This window comes from Actinophytocola algeriensis (assembly GCF_014203735.1).
In the GTDB taxonomy this organism is placed as follows: domain Bacteria; phylum Actinomycetota; class Actinomycetes; order Mycobacteriales; family Pseudonocardiaceae; genus Actinophytocola; species Actinophytocola algeriensis.
In genome coordinates, this window is sequence record NZ_JACHJQ010000005.1 from 69,141 (window position 1) to 84,424 (window position 15,284).

The following is a 15,284-nucleotide window of genomic DNA, read 5'->3' on the forward strand; positions in this document are numbered from 1 at the left end:
GACCCGGCCGGGCTCGTTCGCCTCCTGAAGTGGCGATGGCACGAACGGTCCGTGCAGCACACGTGCTGAACGGACCGTTCGTTCCCTATCCCAGGACCTCGGGGACGGGGGCGAGCTGCCGCTTGGCGAGCAGGGCGTCGAAGGCCACGGCCACGGACCAGCCACAGCCGCGCCTGCCCGCGTGGAAGTCCGCCGCCTCGGCGGTCGCCTCGCTGATGCGGCCGGCGAGGAGCAGGGCGTCGATCAGGCACGCGGTGAGGTACGGCGCGAACCACGGCAGCTCGCCGCGCAGGCAGTCTGCGACGGCGAGCGCACGGCGCAGGTGGGACACCGCTTCGCTCGCCCGGCCGGCGGCCTGTGCGGCGACCGCCTGCGCGGCGCGGGAGAACAGCGCTGTCTCCCGGTCGTCGCCGGGGTCGGCAAGGTCCGGCGCCGCGGTGGACGTCCCGGTGACGGCGAGCAGCCACGCGCGGCAGGCCAGGAGCCGCTCGCGGTGGCGGGTGTCGAGGTGGGCCGCGTCCACCAGCAACGCGTCCGCGACGGCTACCTGGCGCTGCCCGAGCCCGGCGACCATCGCCCTGGTCATCACGACGCGGGGCGAGTCGTCGGTGCCCGCGTGGGTGTCGAGCACCTGGCGGCTCGCGGCGACCTGGCCGCGCAACAGCAGCACCATGGCCCAGACCGGCGCCACCAGGCCACCGAGCCCCTGCCACGCCGCCAGCCTGCACAGCTCGTCGACCTGGTCGAGGACCAGCTCCCGCCAGGCCGTGGCGACCGCCTCGGTCACGTGCCCGGTGACCGGCTCCCCGGCCAGGTGGCTCGGCGGCGGTGGTGCACTCGCCGGTTCGCCACGCCGCGCAGGCACGTGCACCGCGGGGGCCAGCTGGTGCACCCCGTCGTGCGGCACCAGCGCGTCGGCCAGCCGGTCGCGGACCACCATGCCGTGCAGGAGCCCTGGGTTGCCGCCGGTCGACGCGTGCACGGCCGCCGCGGTCGCCGACCGGACCGGCCCGCCGAGCGCGTCGGCGAGGATCCTGGACACGTCGTCCGGGGACAGCGGCGGCAGCCGGAGCGTGCTGGTGCCCAGGTCGTACCGCAGGCAGTCCAGCGGGTCCGGGCCGTGCGGCAGCGCGCCGGTGCCCGCCGCCGTCACGAGCACCAGCGCGCCGTACGCGCCCCGCAGGTGGCGTAAGACCCGCATGGAGTGCGGATCGGCCAGGTGCGCGTCGTCGAAGGCGATCACGGGCCTGCGCCCGGACAGCCGCCCGGCGATCTCGTCGGCCGCGCCGGTGACGTCGTTGTCCGGTGAGCTCGAGTGGATGAAGCCGGGGGGCAGCAGCCCGCGCAGCGCGGCGAACGGCTTCTGCCCGGCCGGTTCGAGGCGCAGCACGACGTCGTTCTCGGCGAGCGGTGCCCTGCCCAGAGCCTCGGTGAGCAGTCTGCTCCGGCCCATGCCCGGTGGGCCGAACAGCATGACGGGGCCCGGCCGGGACTCGGTGAACACCGTGCGGATCCGGTCCAGCTGCTCGGTCCTGCCGACGAAGGGCCATGCCATGCCGCCACCTCCAACAGTGAAGAGATCTGACTTTTACCGTCGGTGCCGGAGCGCTGCCGGGTCAATCGCCAACTGACTAAGTGTGGTGATCACGCAGAAGCTGGTACTTCGAGTACCCCCACAACCACGTTCTGGGTACTTGCCGCCCGCCGGGTGATGGTTGATCCGCACGGAACGAACGGGCGGAGGAACCGCATGGTCGGCATGATCGCAGCCGCGGCAGGCGGCACGTTGCTCGCGGCCTGCTGGCTGAGCGTGGCACGCGCGGTCTTCACACAGGGCCAGGAGCCGCCGCGTGCGGCGAGGTGGAGCATTCGTCTGACGGCTGGGGCGCTCACCCCGGTCGCGGTGCGGCTCGGGGCCGCGCGACGGGAACGGCTGCTGGCGCTGTGCGCGCCACTGGCCCTGTTCCTCATGTTCGCCGCCTGGTTCACCGGCGGCACGACGGGTTTCGTGCTGCTCGCGGTGGCGGCGGAGGTGATCCGCCCGGAGGCCGGGGACATCGGCGCCATGCTCGCGTTCGAGCTGGCAGGCCCGGCGCGGCTGTACGCCATCGCGGCCGCGGTGTCCGGTGCGCTGCTCGTCGGCGTGTTCGCGGTGTACGTGGCCAGGATCGCGGCCGCCCACGGCCGCCGGGAGGCGCTCGTCGCACGGCTGTCGGCCCACGCGAGGGAGCCCTCCGACGCCGAGCGGGTGATCGCCACCTACGTCCGGTCCGACTCCCGCGCCCAGCTCGACACCTGGTACGGCGAGTGGGCGGCCTGGCTCTCCGACGTGCGCTGCACGCACGGCGGCCACCCGTCGCTCGTGTACTTCCGGTCGTCGGGCCCGCTGTCGTGGCTGGAGGCCGCGGTGATCGCGCTGGACGCGGCCGCGCTGGTCGAGGCCACCGCGCCGGACTGGGCCCCGCCGAACACGCAGGTGCTGCTGGAGACGGGCGCCGGCTGCCTGCAGCGGATCGCGGCGGGCATGGGCATCGCCGTCCCCCGGTCGGTGGTCAGCCTGCACGGCCGTGAGCAGCGCGGGTTCGCCGACACGATCGAAACGACCCTGTTCGCCGGTCTTCCGGTGGCACGCACGGAACGTTTGGCATGGGAGGTCTTCCAGCAGGAGCGCACCAGGTACGCGCCGTACGCGGCGGCAGTCGCCGCGCGGCTTCAGTACGGGCCGGACGCCGGCGGGACAGCTGCGGTGATCACGGCGGAGCAGAGTGGGGGACGGTAACGATGACCATCGGTCTCGACACGATTTCCGTGAGGAACGAGTCCACGAACCTGGCCGGGTTCTGCCGGGACAGGCTGTCGCCGCTGGCCAGGTCCGACCAGCGCAGGTGGGGCGAGGTGTACGTGCGCGGGCTGGTCACCGTGCCCGGTCGCAAGTCCATCCGGCGCATCTGCGACACCGTGGTCGGCGCCCGCGCCGACCAGTGCCTGCAGCAGTTCGTCAACCAGAGCACCTGGCAGTGGGAACCGGTCCGGCGCAACCTCGCCGAGCACGTCACCGCCGAGATCGCGCCGAGGGCGTGGGTGGTGCGCGACGCCGTGTTCCCGAAGAACGGCGCGAACTCGGTCGGCGTCGCCAGCCGGTACGTGTCCGCGGCCGGGCGCACGCTCAACTGCCAGGTCGGTCTCACGGTGATGCTCGCTGGCGACTCGGCGGGCGTCCCGGTGAACTGGCGGCTGCTGTTACCCCGGTGCTGGGACGACGACGAGCGCCGCCGCGACCGCGCGCACGTGCCGCCGACGCAACGGCACCGCCCGCGCTGGCAGGTCATGATCGAGGCGGTCGAGGAGATGCGGCACGGCTGGGGTCTCGCCCCGGCACCGGTGATCGCGGACGTCGCCGACCAGCAGGACGTCGAGCCGCTGCTGCGGGCCCTCGAGGAACGCGGCCTCGGCTACCTGCTGCGGGTCGGGCAGCACGTGCCCGCGTGGTCGTCCCGCGTCGGCAACAACCGGGTGCTCACCGTCGGCGAGCTGGCGCTCCTGGCCGTGCGCCCGGCGGCGAGGACCCTGAACTGGCAGATCCGCACCGAGGCACGCGCGGCCGCCACCCGGTTCGTCGCCTCGCCCGTGCCGTGCGAGGCGGACGCGCCGCGGCTGGGCCACAACGTGCGGCTGGTCCGCCGGTTCCAGCCGGCCCGCCACCTGCTCGCCCAGTGGACGGTCGGGCGGAACCGGCCGAGGGCGACCTGGCTGACCAACCTCAACGTCGCGCGGCTGCCGCAGCTGATCGACCTGGTGAAGCTCGACGGGGTGGCGGCCGAGCACCTCGGGCGCATGCAGGACGACGTCGGCCTGCGGCACTTCGAGGGCCGCTCGTACCGCGGCTGGCACCACCACGTCACCCTCGCCTCCATCGCCTACGCCTACCGCCTCGGGCGGGAGATGGAAGAGAGCCGGGAAGACCTGCGGATCCGACCTTATGTCTAGAACCCGCGACCGGACGGTCGAGGCGCTGCGGCGGATCGAGCTGTTCGCCGGGCTCACGGACGACGAGCTCGGCTGGCTCGCCGACGCCGGGAAGCCGGTCACCCTCGCCGACGGCGAGATCCTGTTCGAGGACGGGCAGCAGGCCGAGTACTTCTACGTGCTGCTGACGGGCGAGCTGCTGATCAGCAAGCTCGTCGGCGGGTGGGTCGAGGTCGTCGGCAGGCACTCGGCGGACGCGGCCGAGGCCGTGCCGAGCGCGGCGACACCGGGCGCGGAGCCCGAGAAACCGGTCGCCGCGCACCAGTTCACCGGCGAGCTGCCGATGCTCGCCGGCGGCGGCTACGTCGCGCGGGGCACCGCCGTCGGCCGCACCGAACTGCTGGCCTACGACCAGGAGACGTTCCTGGAGATGATCGTCCGCTGCCCGCGGGTGTGCCGGGTGCTGCTGCCGGTGCTGGCGTGGCGGATCCGGTCCTACGAGCTGCAGGCGGGCAGGCGGGCCCTGCTCGACGGGCTCAGTGTGCTGGCCGCGGGGCTGGCGCACGAGCTGAACAACCCGACCGCCGCGCTCGTGCGGGCGGCGCGGGAGCTGGGTGAGTCGGTGCGTGCGCTCACCGGGTCGGCCGTCCGGTGGGGCAGGCTCGCCGCCGACGGCGAGGGCGCCCGGATCGACGAGCTGGCGGCGCGGATCCGCGCCAGGACCGGCCCCCGCGACCCGTTCGAGGCGGACCGGACCATGGACGCGCTCGCGGACGAGCTGGCGTCACACGGGGTGCCGGGGGCGGACGAGCTGGCCGCGGTCCTCGCCGAGGGCGGCGTCGAACCCGGCGACCTCGCCGGGTTCGCCTGCCACGTGCGGGAGTGCGCACTGCCCGCCGCCGTCGGCTGGCTGGCGCACGTGCTGCGCGCCGAGGCGCTCGTCGCCGACGTGGCGGAGACGAGCGGGCGGATCGCGATGCTGGTGCGGGACACCAAGTCGTACAGTGACCTGGACCGCGCGCCGCAGCGTGCGGTCGACCTGACCGAGGGCCTCGACGCGACGCTCGCCATGTACGCGGCGCGGCTCGACGGCGTCCGCGTGTGCCGCGACTACGCACCGGACCTGCCGCCGGTGACCGTGTACCCGAGCGAGCTGAACCAGGTGTGGGCCAACCTGGTCGACAACGCGATCGACGCGATGGGCGGCGAGGGGGTGCTGAGCATCCGGACCCGGCGCGAGGACCGGTACGCCGTCGTGGAGATCCGCGACGACGGCCCGGGGATCCCGGCCGCCACGATCGATATGCTGTTCCAGCCCTTCTTCACCACCAAGGACATCGGCAAGGGCACCGGGCTGGGGCTGCATCTGAGCCACGGCATCGTGACCACCCGGCACCGGGGTTCGATCAGCGTGACGTCCGTGCCCGGCGACACCTGCTTCACCGTGTGCCTGCCGGCTGAGTGATCACCAGTACCGCTGGACGTATGATCGGTTACCCAGGCCTGGCGATGGAGCGAGCGACGTGACCGACCTTCTGTCTGCCGTGGACGAAGTGGGTACGCCGGCCTATGTCTACGACCTCGCCGAGATCCGCGTCAGCAGGCAGCGGCTCCGGGCCGTGCTGCCGGGCCGCACCGGCCTGTACTACTCGCTGACGGCCAACCCGCATCCCGAGCTGCTGCGCGAGATCCGCGCAGGCGACGTGCTGCCCGCGGTGCGCTCGCCCGGTGAGCTGGACGCCGCGCTCGTCGCGGGCTGGGCGGCGCGGGACGTCCTCTACTCGGGCCCGGCCCGGCGGGACACCGACCTGGACTGGGCGCTGCGGCTCGGGGTGCGGACCTTCACGGTGGACTCGGAAGCGGCGCTGGACCAGCTGTCCCGCCGCGCCGCCGGGCACCGGGAACCGGTGGACTGCCTGCTGCGGGTGAACACCTCCGCGCTCGCCAGGGCAGGCGCGGACCCGGACTTCGTGCTGTCGCAGCCGGCCGGGTTCGCCGGTGGCGGGGCCGCGCGGGTCGTCGGGCTGCACGTGTGCACGGACTCCGATGTGGACAGTACGGCCGAACTGGCGGGCCGGCTGGTCGCGGCGCTCGCCGGGCACGGGGTGGTGGTCGAGCGGATCGGTTTCACCGGTGCCGCACCGGGCCTGGCGGAACGGTTCATGACCCGGTCCCAGGTTTCGTTCGAAGTGGACAGTGAGCTGGTCGGGGTGGCCGGCACGCTCGTCACGGCCGTGCTCGACGTCCGGGTCGCGGCCGGGCAGCAGGTGGTGGTGCTGGAGTCCGGCGCGAACCACGCCGGCCTGTTCGCGGGCAGGCGCCGCAGATCGCTCTCGCCGCGGCTGGTCTCCCGGGCACCGAGGGGCGGACTCGTCGACACCGTCCTGTTCGGTCCGCAGGAGATCCCGCTCGACGTGTGGGCGCCCTCGGTGCGGCTGCCCCGGTTGCGGCCGGGCGACGTGCTGGCCGTGCCGGACACCGGCGCCTGGGGTGTGACGGCGGGCCTGGTCGCGTTCGGTGCGCCCGACATGCCGGCGGAGGTGGTGATCGACCGCGACGACCCGGACGCGGACGTCGTGCACGTCTCCCGCCTCTCGGTGACGAGGTATCCGTAGCCGGCTCCGCAACTAACGGAGTCCGGGCGTGATGTTCGCCGCCACCGCGGTGGCGCCCCGAGAATCGACCCCGTGATCGTTCCGTCCCCCCGGTTCTGCGTCCTGCTCGGGCCCGACTACGCGGGCAAGTCGTCGGTGCTCGCCGAGTTCGCCCGCACGGCGGCGCCGTGGCGGTGCGTGTCGGTCGACGACGACGGCCTCGCGCCGGAGCACCGGTTGCTCGCCGACCTGCGGCGCCGCCTCGCCCGCGATGTGCTGCCCGGGCTCGGTTCCGCGTACTCCGACGACTTCCTCGCGGGACTGTTGCAACTGGCCGTGCTGCACCTGCGCGACCGGGTGCTCGCCGCGGGCAATGCACCGGTCGTCGTCGACTCCTACTACTACAAGATCCTCGCCAAGTGCCGTCTCGCCGGTGTCCGCGAGAACCCGATGTTCGCGTGGTGGCGCACTTTTCCCCGCCCGGCACGGGTGATCTGGCTGGACGTCGCGCCGGGAACCGCGTGGCGGCGGTGCGGCGATGGCGCGGGGACCAACCCGCTGGAGTACTACGGCGACCGTCCCGGCTGGCCGGGGTTCGAGGAGTACCAGACGGATCTGCGCAAAGTGATGCTCGACGAGACCGACCGGCTGCCGGTCACGGTCGTCGCCGAACAGGACAGTGTCGCGCGGACCGCGGCGATGGTGGGGGAGGTGCTGGCCGATGAGCTCGGATGACGAGCGCACCCGGGCCTACCGCGAGCGCGTGTTCGCCGAACGCGCCCGGTTGCGGACGGCGTTGCGGGACTGCGCGGGCCACCAGCACGCCGTGCTGTCGGAGCTGTTGGCGCACAACGCCGACACCGAGTTCGGCCGCGAGCACGGCTTCGGTCGCGTCCGCACCATGGACGAGTTCCGCAAGGCCGTCCCGGTCCGGGACTACGCGGGCCTCTCGCCGTGGATCGAGCGGACGGCGACCGGTGTGCCCGGCGTGCTCACCGCCGACGAACCGGTCGTGTACTTCACCTCCAGCGGGAGCACCGGCGAACACAAGAAGATCCCGGTGACCGCGCGCTTCATGCGCACCACCTTCTTCCCGTTCTTCTACGCGGCGTGGGCACCGCTCACCGAGCACTTCCCCGGCGCGGGCCTGGAAACGGTGCTGAACCTCAAGCACGACCCGGTGCCGAGGGTCGCGACGACCGCCTCCGGCAGGCCGCACCTCGGCGCGAGCCAGGTCGACTTCGGCACCGCGTTCGGCGAACCGCTGTCCGCGGAACCGGGCTCGGCGGCGCCGTGGGCCGAGCTGCCGGCCGGCGTCGACGCGGGCGACCACCTGGAGAAGGCCTACCAGCGGCTGCGGCTCGCCGTGGCGGGCGACGTGCGCGGTGTCATCGGCATCAACCCGGCCGCGGTCGCCGCGCTGCCCTTCCAGCTGCGGGAGTGGTGGCCGCGCATCGTCAAGGAGATCCACGACGGGACCCCCGGCATTGCGCCGGATCCGGTGCGCGCCAGGGAACTCGAGCACCTCGCCGCCCGCGTCGGGCAGGTGCTGCCCGCGCACGTCTGGCCGAACCTGCGGTCGGTGTTCTGCTGGACCAGCGGCCTCGCCTCGCTCTACCTCCCGAGGCTGCGCGAGGAACTGGGCACCGGGGTGAGCGTGCTGCCCGCGCCGGTCGCGGCGTCGGAGTCCCCGGTCGCCGTCACCCTCGACCGGCACCCGTGCGCGGGCAGCCCGGTCGTGACCGCCGCGGTGTACGAGTTCGTGCCCGCCGACGAGGACGCCGACAAGGTCACTGGCGACGGCGCCACCACCCTGGAGCTGCCCGACCTCGAGGTGGGGCAGGAATACCACGTGATCGTCAGCCACGTCGGCGGGCTGTACCGGTACGCGCTCGGCGACGTGGTGCGGGTGGTCGACACCGACGGCGGCGTGCCCCGGCTCGCCTACGCGGGGCGCGGCGGGCTGTCGAACGCCCACGGGGAACGGCTGCGGGAGGCGCACGTCGTGCGAGCGCTTGCCACGGCACTGCACGCCGGCGGCCTCGAGGTCCGCAACGCGACGTGCCGTGCGGGCGAACTGGCCCGCTACGAGTTCGCCTGCGCGCCGTGGCGGTCGTGGAGCTACGTCGAGGCCGACAAGCTGGCCGCGCGGCTGGACGCCGCGCTCGTCGCCGAGTCACCCGGCTACCGGGCCGCACGCGCGGCGGGGCGGCTCGCGCCGCTGGTCGTGTGCTGCGTCGACGGCGAGGCGTTCCTCCGCGAGTGGCACGACCGGGTGCGCGGCGGGGTCCGGCCGGCGCAGGCGAAGGACCGCGTGTTCTGGCGTGACGACGACAGCTGGCGCCGCCTCATCGGTGCGGCGCCGGCCTGGCACGGAGAGGACGAGCATGCCCAGGCTTGACGCGATCGAGCGCACCGCACTGCTGACCGCCGCCATCCGCGCGGCGGAGAGCAGGAGACCGGACCGGCTCTACGACGACCCGTACGCGGCGGCGTTCGCCGGTGACGTCGGGCCGGAGCTGCTGGCCGAGGTGCGGTCGGTGACCTTCCCCTCAGGCAGGGCCAGGACGTTGCCCAGCACCCCGGACTACAACGCCATCCGCACGCGGTTCTTCGACGAGTACCTCACCGCGGCGGTCCGCGACCCGGCCGTGGAGCAGGTCGTGATCGCGCCGGTCGGCATGGACGCCAGGGCCTTCCGGCTCCCGTGGCCGCGCCGGATCCGCCTGTTCGAGGTCGACCGGCCGGTCGTGCTGTCGGTCAAGGACGACGTGCTCGGCGACCCGCCGTGTGCGGTGGACCGCCGCCAGGTCGGCGTCGACCTGCGTGCCGACGACTGGACCGACAGGCTCCTCGCCGCGGGCTACGACCCGGCGGCGCCGTCGGTCTGGCTCCTGGAGGGGCTGCTCTACTACATCCCGGAACCGGACGTGCACCGGATTCTCGACGGGGTGCGGGCGATGACCGCGCCCGGCAGCCTGGTCGCCGCGGACGTGGTCAACGGCGCCGCGCTGCGCCTGCCGACCATGCGCGGGCTGCTGGACGTGTTCGCGGGCTGGGGCTGCCCGTGGCTGTTCGGCACCGACGAGCCGGAGGCGCTGTTCGCCGCCCACGGCGTCGCCGCGACCGCCGTCCAGCCCGGCGAGCCCGCCGCCGACTACGGCCGCTGGCCCGACCCGGTGCCGCCACGCGAGGAGACCGAGGTGCGGCGCGTGTTCTTCGTCCACGGCTTACGCACCGGCGATTGAGGGGGCGACGATGTCGGACGTGGTAGCCGTCGCCGGAGGCGGTGTCGCGGGGCTCGCCGCCGCGCTCGCCCTGGCCGGGGCCGGACACCGAGTGGTGGTGCTGGAACGCGGGGTGGCACCGCCGGACGGCCCGCCGGGGGAGGCCGGACAGATCTGGCGGCGGCCGACCGCGCCGAGCTTCCCGCACGCGCACACGCTGACCTCGCTCGGGGTGTCCGTCCTGCTCGACCGTGCGCCGGAGGTGGTCGCGGCGGCACTGGACGCGGGTGCCGTCATGGTCGACCTGACCCGCGCGAAACCACCGGAGCGGGCCGGGGCCGCCGAAACGAGGCAGGGCGACGCCGCGCTGCTCGCACTCGCCTGCCGCCGCCCGACGCTGGAAACCGTGCTGTACCGGGTGGTGCGGGACCTGCCGGGCGTCGAGATCCGCCACGACGTGCGGGTCGACGGGGTCACCCTCGTCGCGGACCGGGTCACCGGCGTGGTCACCGACCGGGGTGAGCGGATCGCCGCCGGCCTCGTGGTGGACGCGTCCGGACGGCGGGCGCTGGGCCGGTCCTGGCTCGCCGGGCACGGGATCACGATGCGGCCCGACGTGCACAGCCCGTCCAACATGCGGGGCTTCTCCCGCTTCTACCGCAGGCTCGGGCAGACCGCGACGCTGAACCGGGGCAACGCCGAGGGTGTGCTCGGCGACCACTACGCCGCCGTGCTGCACCCGGGGGACAACGGCACGTTCTCGATCGCGCTCGAGACCCTGGCCGAGGACCGGACCATGCGGGTGCTGCGCGACCCGGCCGCGTTCACGGCCGTCGCCAAGGCGACGCCCGGTGTCGCCGACTGGCTGGGACCGGGCATGTCCGAGCCGATCACCGAGGTGCGTGCGATCACCTGCCCGCCCAACGCGTTGCGCACCCTGGCCGTGGCGCCGCCGGTCACCGGGCTGGTGCCGGTCGGCGACGCCGCGGCGACCACCAACCCGCTGTACGGCCGGGGCATGTCGCTGGCGTTCGCGCACGCTTTCCGGCTCGGTGACCTGCTCGCGGCGGGGGACGTGGGGCGCGCCGCGACGGGCGGGCTCGCGGCGGACCTGGTGCTGCCGTGGTTCCGGCTGGCCGTCGCGGACGACGAGGAACGGATCGGGCACTGGCGGGCCGCGTTGCACGGCTGGGCGCCGCCACCACGCCCGCCCCGGCTCACCATGCGCACTATCGCCCGCGTCGCCGGCCGCGACGCCGACGTCTGGCGGGGGCTCGTCCGGGTCCTCATGGGACTGTCGCAACCGGACAGCGTGCTCGCCGACCCGGTGTTCGCGGACCGGGTGTACCGGCTGCTCGCCGACGAGGCCGCGCCGTCGGCCATGCCCACCCGCGCCGACCTGCTCGCGGCGGTGGCTTCATGACCGCCGTCCTGACGCCCACCGTCCTGCTGGCACCGGTCACCGTGACCCCGACCAAGCCGCTCGGGCCCAGCCACCTGAAGGGTCTGCTGTGGACGGACGTGATGTTCCGGGCCACCCGGGTGCGCACCGGCGCCGCCTACCGCTACAGCCCGACCACCTACCACACCTGCGAGCAGACCTCGGGGTTCTGGGAGTACCTCGACCGCACGGTCGGCGACACCGACTACTCCGGCTGCTCGGAGGAGGAGATCGGCGAGCTGTACGTCGCCTACCGGGCCGAGGCCCGCCGGGCGCCCTTCGCGGCGTGCCTGCCCTACGTCGAGGCCGTCGAACGGCACGGCTGGGTGCATCCCGCCAGCGCCCGGGTCCTGGAGCTGTGGGCCGGTCACTACCGGGCGCTCGGCATGCACGATCCGGGGCTCACGGCCGACCAGCCGCCCGGGCTGGACCTCGACGCCGCCGTCGACCGGCTGTCCGCTGTGGACATGTGCCTCGACCTGCGTGAGCACGGCGGGCCGGTGTACCTCGACGCGACCAGGTACGGCCTGGCGCTGCGGCGGATCGTCGCCGAGGACGGCAGGCCGAACTACCTCGCCTGCGCGCTGCGCGAGCTGGTCGCGCTCGCGGGCGAGCACGACGAGGTCGTCCTGCTGTACGACGCCGGGCTGGAGGCGGACTACCTGCTGCTGCACCGGGTGCTCGACCGGCTCGGCACCACCGTGCGCCGCGTCGCGCTCGGCCGGGTGCCGATCGACGGCCGGATCACCTCGGCCCGGCACGGGGACTGGCGCGGGCACACCGTCGGCGCGATCCTCGCCACGCTCGGCCAGGACCACGACCAGGCCGCGCTGCGGCTGGGGCTGCGGCTGTACTTCATCGCCGTGCTCGGGCAGGGCGCGGGCGACGAGTTCCGCTGGGACGTGCTGCGGCGCAGCGTCCGGCGCGCGGAACGCCTGCTGGCACACGGAACCGAACCCGGCGCCGAGCCCGACCCCACGCCGCTCGCCGAGGTGCTCGACCGGCACCGGGGCGACCACGGCTACGTCGACCCCTACCGGCTCGCGGCCGGCCTGCTCGTGCGGCACGGGCCCGGCCCGTCGCCGGAACTGCTCGCGGAGGTGTTCACGTGACCCTCACCCAGGAGGTGCTCCGCCACCAGGTGGCCGACCGGATCCGGGCCGCCCGGCCGGACCTCGGGGGCGGGGAGATCTCCCTGCCCGGCATGCGGGCCGAGGTGGCGGCGCCCACCGAGTCCGGGACGGCGGTCGTGTGCGTGCTGCGACGGCTCGACCTGCCCACGTTCATCGCGGGCACGTGCGCGTTCGCCGCCGCCCTGCCCGCCGAGCGGGTCGCGGACTGGCGCCGCGCGTTCACCAGGACGATCTTCCTGGCGGGCAACCCCGGCAACCTGCGTGACCGGTTCTCCTTCCACCACGCCGATCCGGGCGGCACGATCGCGTGGACCGCGCCCGCGACGCTGCGCGAGCACGCCCCGCTGCGCAGGCTGCTGCGGCTGTTCGACGGCGGGGGCGCGCTGCCGCCCGCGGTGGCGGTGCGGGTGCCGGGACCGGACGTCCGGCCCTCGGCGCACCCCGCCGGGCACGACCTGTACCTCGCGAGCACCGGCGTCACGGTCGGCGAGAGCCTGGTGCACCTCGGGCACCTGCTGGCGGAGGCGGTGTTCGACGGGCTGATCGCGGGGGGCGACCGGCTGGCCGTGTGGCCGGTGCCCTGCCTCGTCGGGCTGACCGGTCCGTACGAGGCACTGCGGGTCGGCGCGGACCCGCACGACCCGGACCGGCTGCGTGCGTACGCCGCGCTCGTCAGGAGCGGGTCGTGACGGCCCCGCCGATCCGGTTCGGTTACCACGGCTCGCTGCGGGCGGCGCACGCGATCGTGGCGGACGCGGGACACCCGGTCGAGCGGTTCTCCTTCGCCGAGTACGACATCACCGCCCCGTTCCGGGCGCTGCGCGACGGCGACCTCGACCTGATGATCGTCAAGTTCGGGCGCTCCGAGCCGGACCTGGCGTACAGCGCCACCGTCGCCACCGAGGACCGCGTCGCCCTGCTCGGCGCGCACCACCCGCTCGCGGGCCGGACCTCGGTCAGCGTCGAGGAACTCGCCGACTACGAGGCCTTCCGCTGCCCCGGCACGTTCCCGCTCGACGTCTGGGACGAGGTGGTGCCGCCGCGTACCCCGGCCGGGCGGCCGATCCGCCGCCGCCACGAGCTGACCGGCACCGGCACGGTGATGGCGACGGTCACGCGGACTGACGCGGTGCACCTGTCGCTGCGCTCGCTCGCCGACGTCGCGTCGGCCGCGGTGCGCGTCGTCGGGGTCCACGACCTGCCACCGGCGCCGGTGCGGCTCGCCCGGCGCCGCGGCCACACACCGGACCACGTCATGGAGTTCGTCCGCGACGCCGAGGCGGCCGCGGTGCGGAGGGAGGCGTCGTGAACGTTCCTGTGGTGCTGCTGCACGCGCTCGCCACGACCTCGGCGATGTGGTGCGCCCAGACCGACGCGCTGCGCAGGCTGGGACACCCGGTGCTCGCCCCGGACCTGCGCGGGCACGGCAGCGCCCCGCTCGGCACGGCCGAGCCGTCCCTGGACGTGCTCGCCGACGACCTGGCCCGCGCGCTCGACCGGCACGGGTTCGGCCGCGCGGTGCTCGCCGGCTCGTCCATGGGCGGGTACGTCGCGCTCGCGTTCCTGCGCCGCCACCCCGAGCGGGTCAGCGGGCTCGCCCTGCTCGGCACCCGGGCCACGGCCGACGAGCCGGGCACGGCCGCCGCCCGTCTCGCGTTCGCGGCGCGGATCGGCGACCCGGCACTGCGCCCCGGGCTGCTGGCCGCGACCACGCCACGTCTCGTCGGCGCCACCACCAGGGCCACCCGCCGCGCCGTGCTGGCCGAGGTGACCGCGATGGCCGACGCCGCCGACCCGGCCGGGGTGGCCTGGGCGCAACGGGCGATCGCGGCGCGGCCGGACTCCGTCGCCCTGCTCCGCTCGGCGGCCGTGCCCGCCGTGGTGATCGCGGGCGCCGAGGACGAGCTGGTCGCCATCTCCGAGGCGGAGCTGATGGCGGTCGCGCTGCCCGGCGGACGGCTGGTGGTGGTGCCGGGAGCCGGGCACCTGACGCCGGTGGAGGCGCGCTGCGCGGTGATGGCCGCGCTCACCGACCTGATCGCACGGGCCGCGGCGCGGCCCGCAATGGAGGTTTCGGCATGACCGTGACATGGGGCCATACCTCGTCCACCGGACTGGACTTCACCGAGTCGTCCATCGTGGACGCACACTTCGCGGCGTGCCGGGGCGAGTACCTCGGGTTGCTGGACGCGGTCGGCATCGAGCCGGGCTGGCACGTGCTGGACGCGGGCTGCGGCCCCGGCGGGTTCCTGCCCGCGCTCGCCGACCTGGTCGGCCCGCTGGGCCGGGTGTCCGCCATCGACCTCGCCGACGAGCACGTGCCGGTCGCCACCCGGCAGGCGGCCGGGGCGCTCTGCCCGGTCGAGGTCCGGCAGGGCAGCCTGCTGCGGTTGCCGTACGAGGACGCCACGTTCGACGCGGTGTGGTGCGCCAACACCGTGCAGTACCTGGACGACGACGAGCTGGCGGTCGCGCTCGCCGAGCTGTGCCGGGTGGTGCGCGACGGTGGCGTGGTCGCGATCAAGGACCTGGACGCGACGCTGGTCACCGCCCGCCCCGGCGACCCGTTCCTGTTCACCGACTTCTTCCGGCTCGCCGCGGACGAGCACGGGTACGCGCGGCAGCTGCTGCGGACCCGGGAGCTGTACCGGTGGCTCGAGGACGCGGGTGTCACCGCGCTGCGGCAGTGGACAGTCCTGATCGAACACCACGCGCCGTTCTCCCGTGCCGCGCAGCGGTTCTACCGGTCGGCGTGCGCCACGATCGCCGACCAGGCCGTCCGGCTCGGCGCGCCGGGCGACTGGCAGGCGTTCCGCGACCCGGACGGGCCCGGCCACCCCTTCGACGACCCGAGGGCGTACCTGAGCGAGGGCAACGTGCTCGCGGTCGGAGTCGTCCGCCGTGGGGCGCGGTGACCTGGAAC

Annotated in this window: 14 protein-coding genes; 13 read left to right on the forward strand and 1 reads right to left on the reverse strand. The window is 74.5% G+C overall.

The genetic code is table 11. The annotated features are described in order from the left end of the window. Positions 1 to 85: 85 nt before the first annotated feature. Positions 86 to 1,555, reverse strand: a complete 1,470-nt coding sequence (locus FHR82_RS22890; protein WP_184812573.1) for an ATP-binding protein — start codon at positions 1,553 to 1,555, stop codon at positions 86 to 88. 195 nt (positions 1,556 to 1,750) lie between these two features. Between FHR82_RS22890 and FHR82_RS22895 the strand changes: the two genes are divergently transcribed. The 13 genes from FHR82_RS22895 to FHR82_RS22955 all read left to right on the forward strand — a co-directional run bounded on the left by FHR82_RS22895 (position 1,751) and on the right by FHR82_RS22955 (position 15,276). Further along, positions 1,751 to 2,779 (forward strand): hypothetical protein, encoded by a 1,029-nt coding sequence (locus FHR82_RS22895; RefSeq protein WP_184812574.1) that lies wholly within the window; start codon positions 1,751 to 1,753, stop codon positions 2,777 to 2,779. A gap of 2 nt (positions 2,780 to 2,781) precedes the next feature. After that, positions 2,782 to 3,987: an IS701 family transposase gene (locus tag FHR82_RS22900; RefSeq protein ID WP_184812575.1), complete on the forward strand. Its 1,206-nt coding sequence runs from the start codon at positions 2,782 to 2,784 to the stop codon at positions 3,985 to 3,987. Further along, positions 3,980 to 5,431 (forward strand): ATP-binding protein, encoded by a 1,452-nt coding sequence (locus FHR82_RS22905; RefSeq protein ID WP_184812576.1) that lies wholly within the window; start codon positions 3,980 to 3,982, stop codon positions 5,429 to 5,431. Before FHR82_RS22900 ends, FHR82_RS22905 begins: the two co-directional genes overlap by 8 nt. 58 nt (positions 5,432 to 5,489) lie before the next feature. Then, on the forward strand, positions 5,490 to 6,581 hold the full coding sequence (locus FHR82_RS22910) for a type III PLP-dependent enzyme domain-containing protein (RefSeq protein WP_184812577.1): 1,092 nt from the start codon (positions 5,490 to 5,492) through the stop codon (positions 6,579 to 6,581). Positions 6,582 to 6,653: 72 nt separating this feature from the next. Continuing rightward, a complete protein-coding gene (locus FHR82_RS22915) occupies positions 6,654 to 7,295 on the forward strand; it encodes a hypothetical protein (RefSeq protein WP_184812578.1) in 642 nt (213 codons plus the stop codon). Then, the gene (locus FHR82_RS22920; protein WP_184812579.1) at positions 7,282 to 8,961 is read left to right on the forward strand and encodes a GH3 auxin-responsive promoter family protein; all 1,680 of its coding nucleotides are present in this window, start codon (positions 7,282 to 7,284) and stop codon (positions 8,959 to 8,961) included. The genes FHR82_RS22915 and FHR82_RS22920 overlap by 14 nt, the downstream gene beginning before the upstream one ends. After that, positions 8,948 to 9,808 (forward strand): SAM-dependent methyltransferase, encoded by an 861-nt coding sequence (locus tag FHR82_RS22925; RefSeq protein ID WP_184812580.1) that lies wholly within the window; start codon positions 8,948 to 8,950, stop codon positions 9,806 to 9,808. The genes FHR82_RS22920 and FHR82_RS22925 overlap by 14 nt, the downstream gene beginning before the upstream one ends. 10 nt (positions 9,809 to 9,818) lie before the next feature. Then, positions 9,819 to 11,210, forward strand: coding sequence for an NAD(P)/FAD-dependent oxidoreductase (locus tag FHR82_RS22930; RefSeq protein WP_184812581.1), 1,392 nt, complete (start codon positions 9,819 to 9,821; stop codon positions 11,208 to 11,210). After that, positions 11,207 to 12,340 (forward strand): hypothetical protein, encoded by a 1,134-nt coding sequence (locus tag FHR82_RS22935; protein WP_184812582.1) that lies wholly within the window; start codon positions 11,207 to 11,209, stop codon positions 12,338 to 12,340. The genes FHR82_RS22930 and FHR82_RS22935 overlap by 4 nt, the downstream gene beginning before the upstream one ends. Beyond that, complete coding sequence (locus FHR82_RS22940) at positions 12,337 to 13,050, forward strand: DUF6182 family protein (protein WP_184812583.1); 714 nt, start codon at positions 12,337 to 12,339, stop codon at positions 13,048 to 13,050. The genes FHR82_RS22935 and FHR82_RS22940 overlap by 4 nt, the downstream gene beginning before the upstream one ends. Further along, positions 13,047 to 13,670, forward strand: coding sequence for a LysR substrate-binding domain-containing protein (locus FHR82_RS22945; RefSeq protein WP_184812584.1), 624 nt, complete (start codon positions 13,047 to 13,049; stop codon positions 13,668 to 13,670). Before FHR82_RS22940 ends, FHR82_RS22945 begins: the two co-directional genes overlap by 4 nt. Then, on the forward strand, positions 13,667 to 14,443 hold the full coding sequence (locus FHR82_RS22950) for an alpha/beta fold hydrolase (protein WP_221464199.1): 777 nt from the start codon (positions 13,667 to 13,669) through the stop codon (positions 14,441 to 14,443). Before FHR82_RS22945 ends, FHR82_RS22950 begins: the two co-directional genes overlap by 4 nt. Continuing rightward, positions 14,440 to 15,276: a class I SAM-dependent methyltransferase gene (locus tag FHR82_RS22955; RefSeq protein WP_184812585.1), complete on the forward strand. Its 837-nt coding sequence runs from the start codon at positions 14,440 to 14,442 to the stop codon at positions 15,274 to 15,276. The genes FHR82_RS22950 and FHR82_RS22955 overlap by 4 nt, the downstream gene beginning before the upstream one ends. The last annotated feature ends 8 nt before the right edge of the window (positions 15,277 to 15,284 follow it).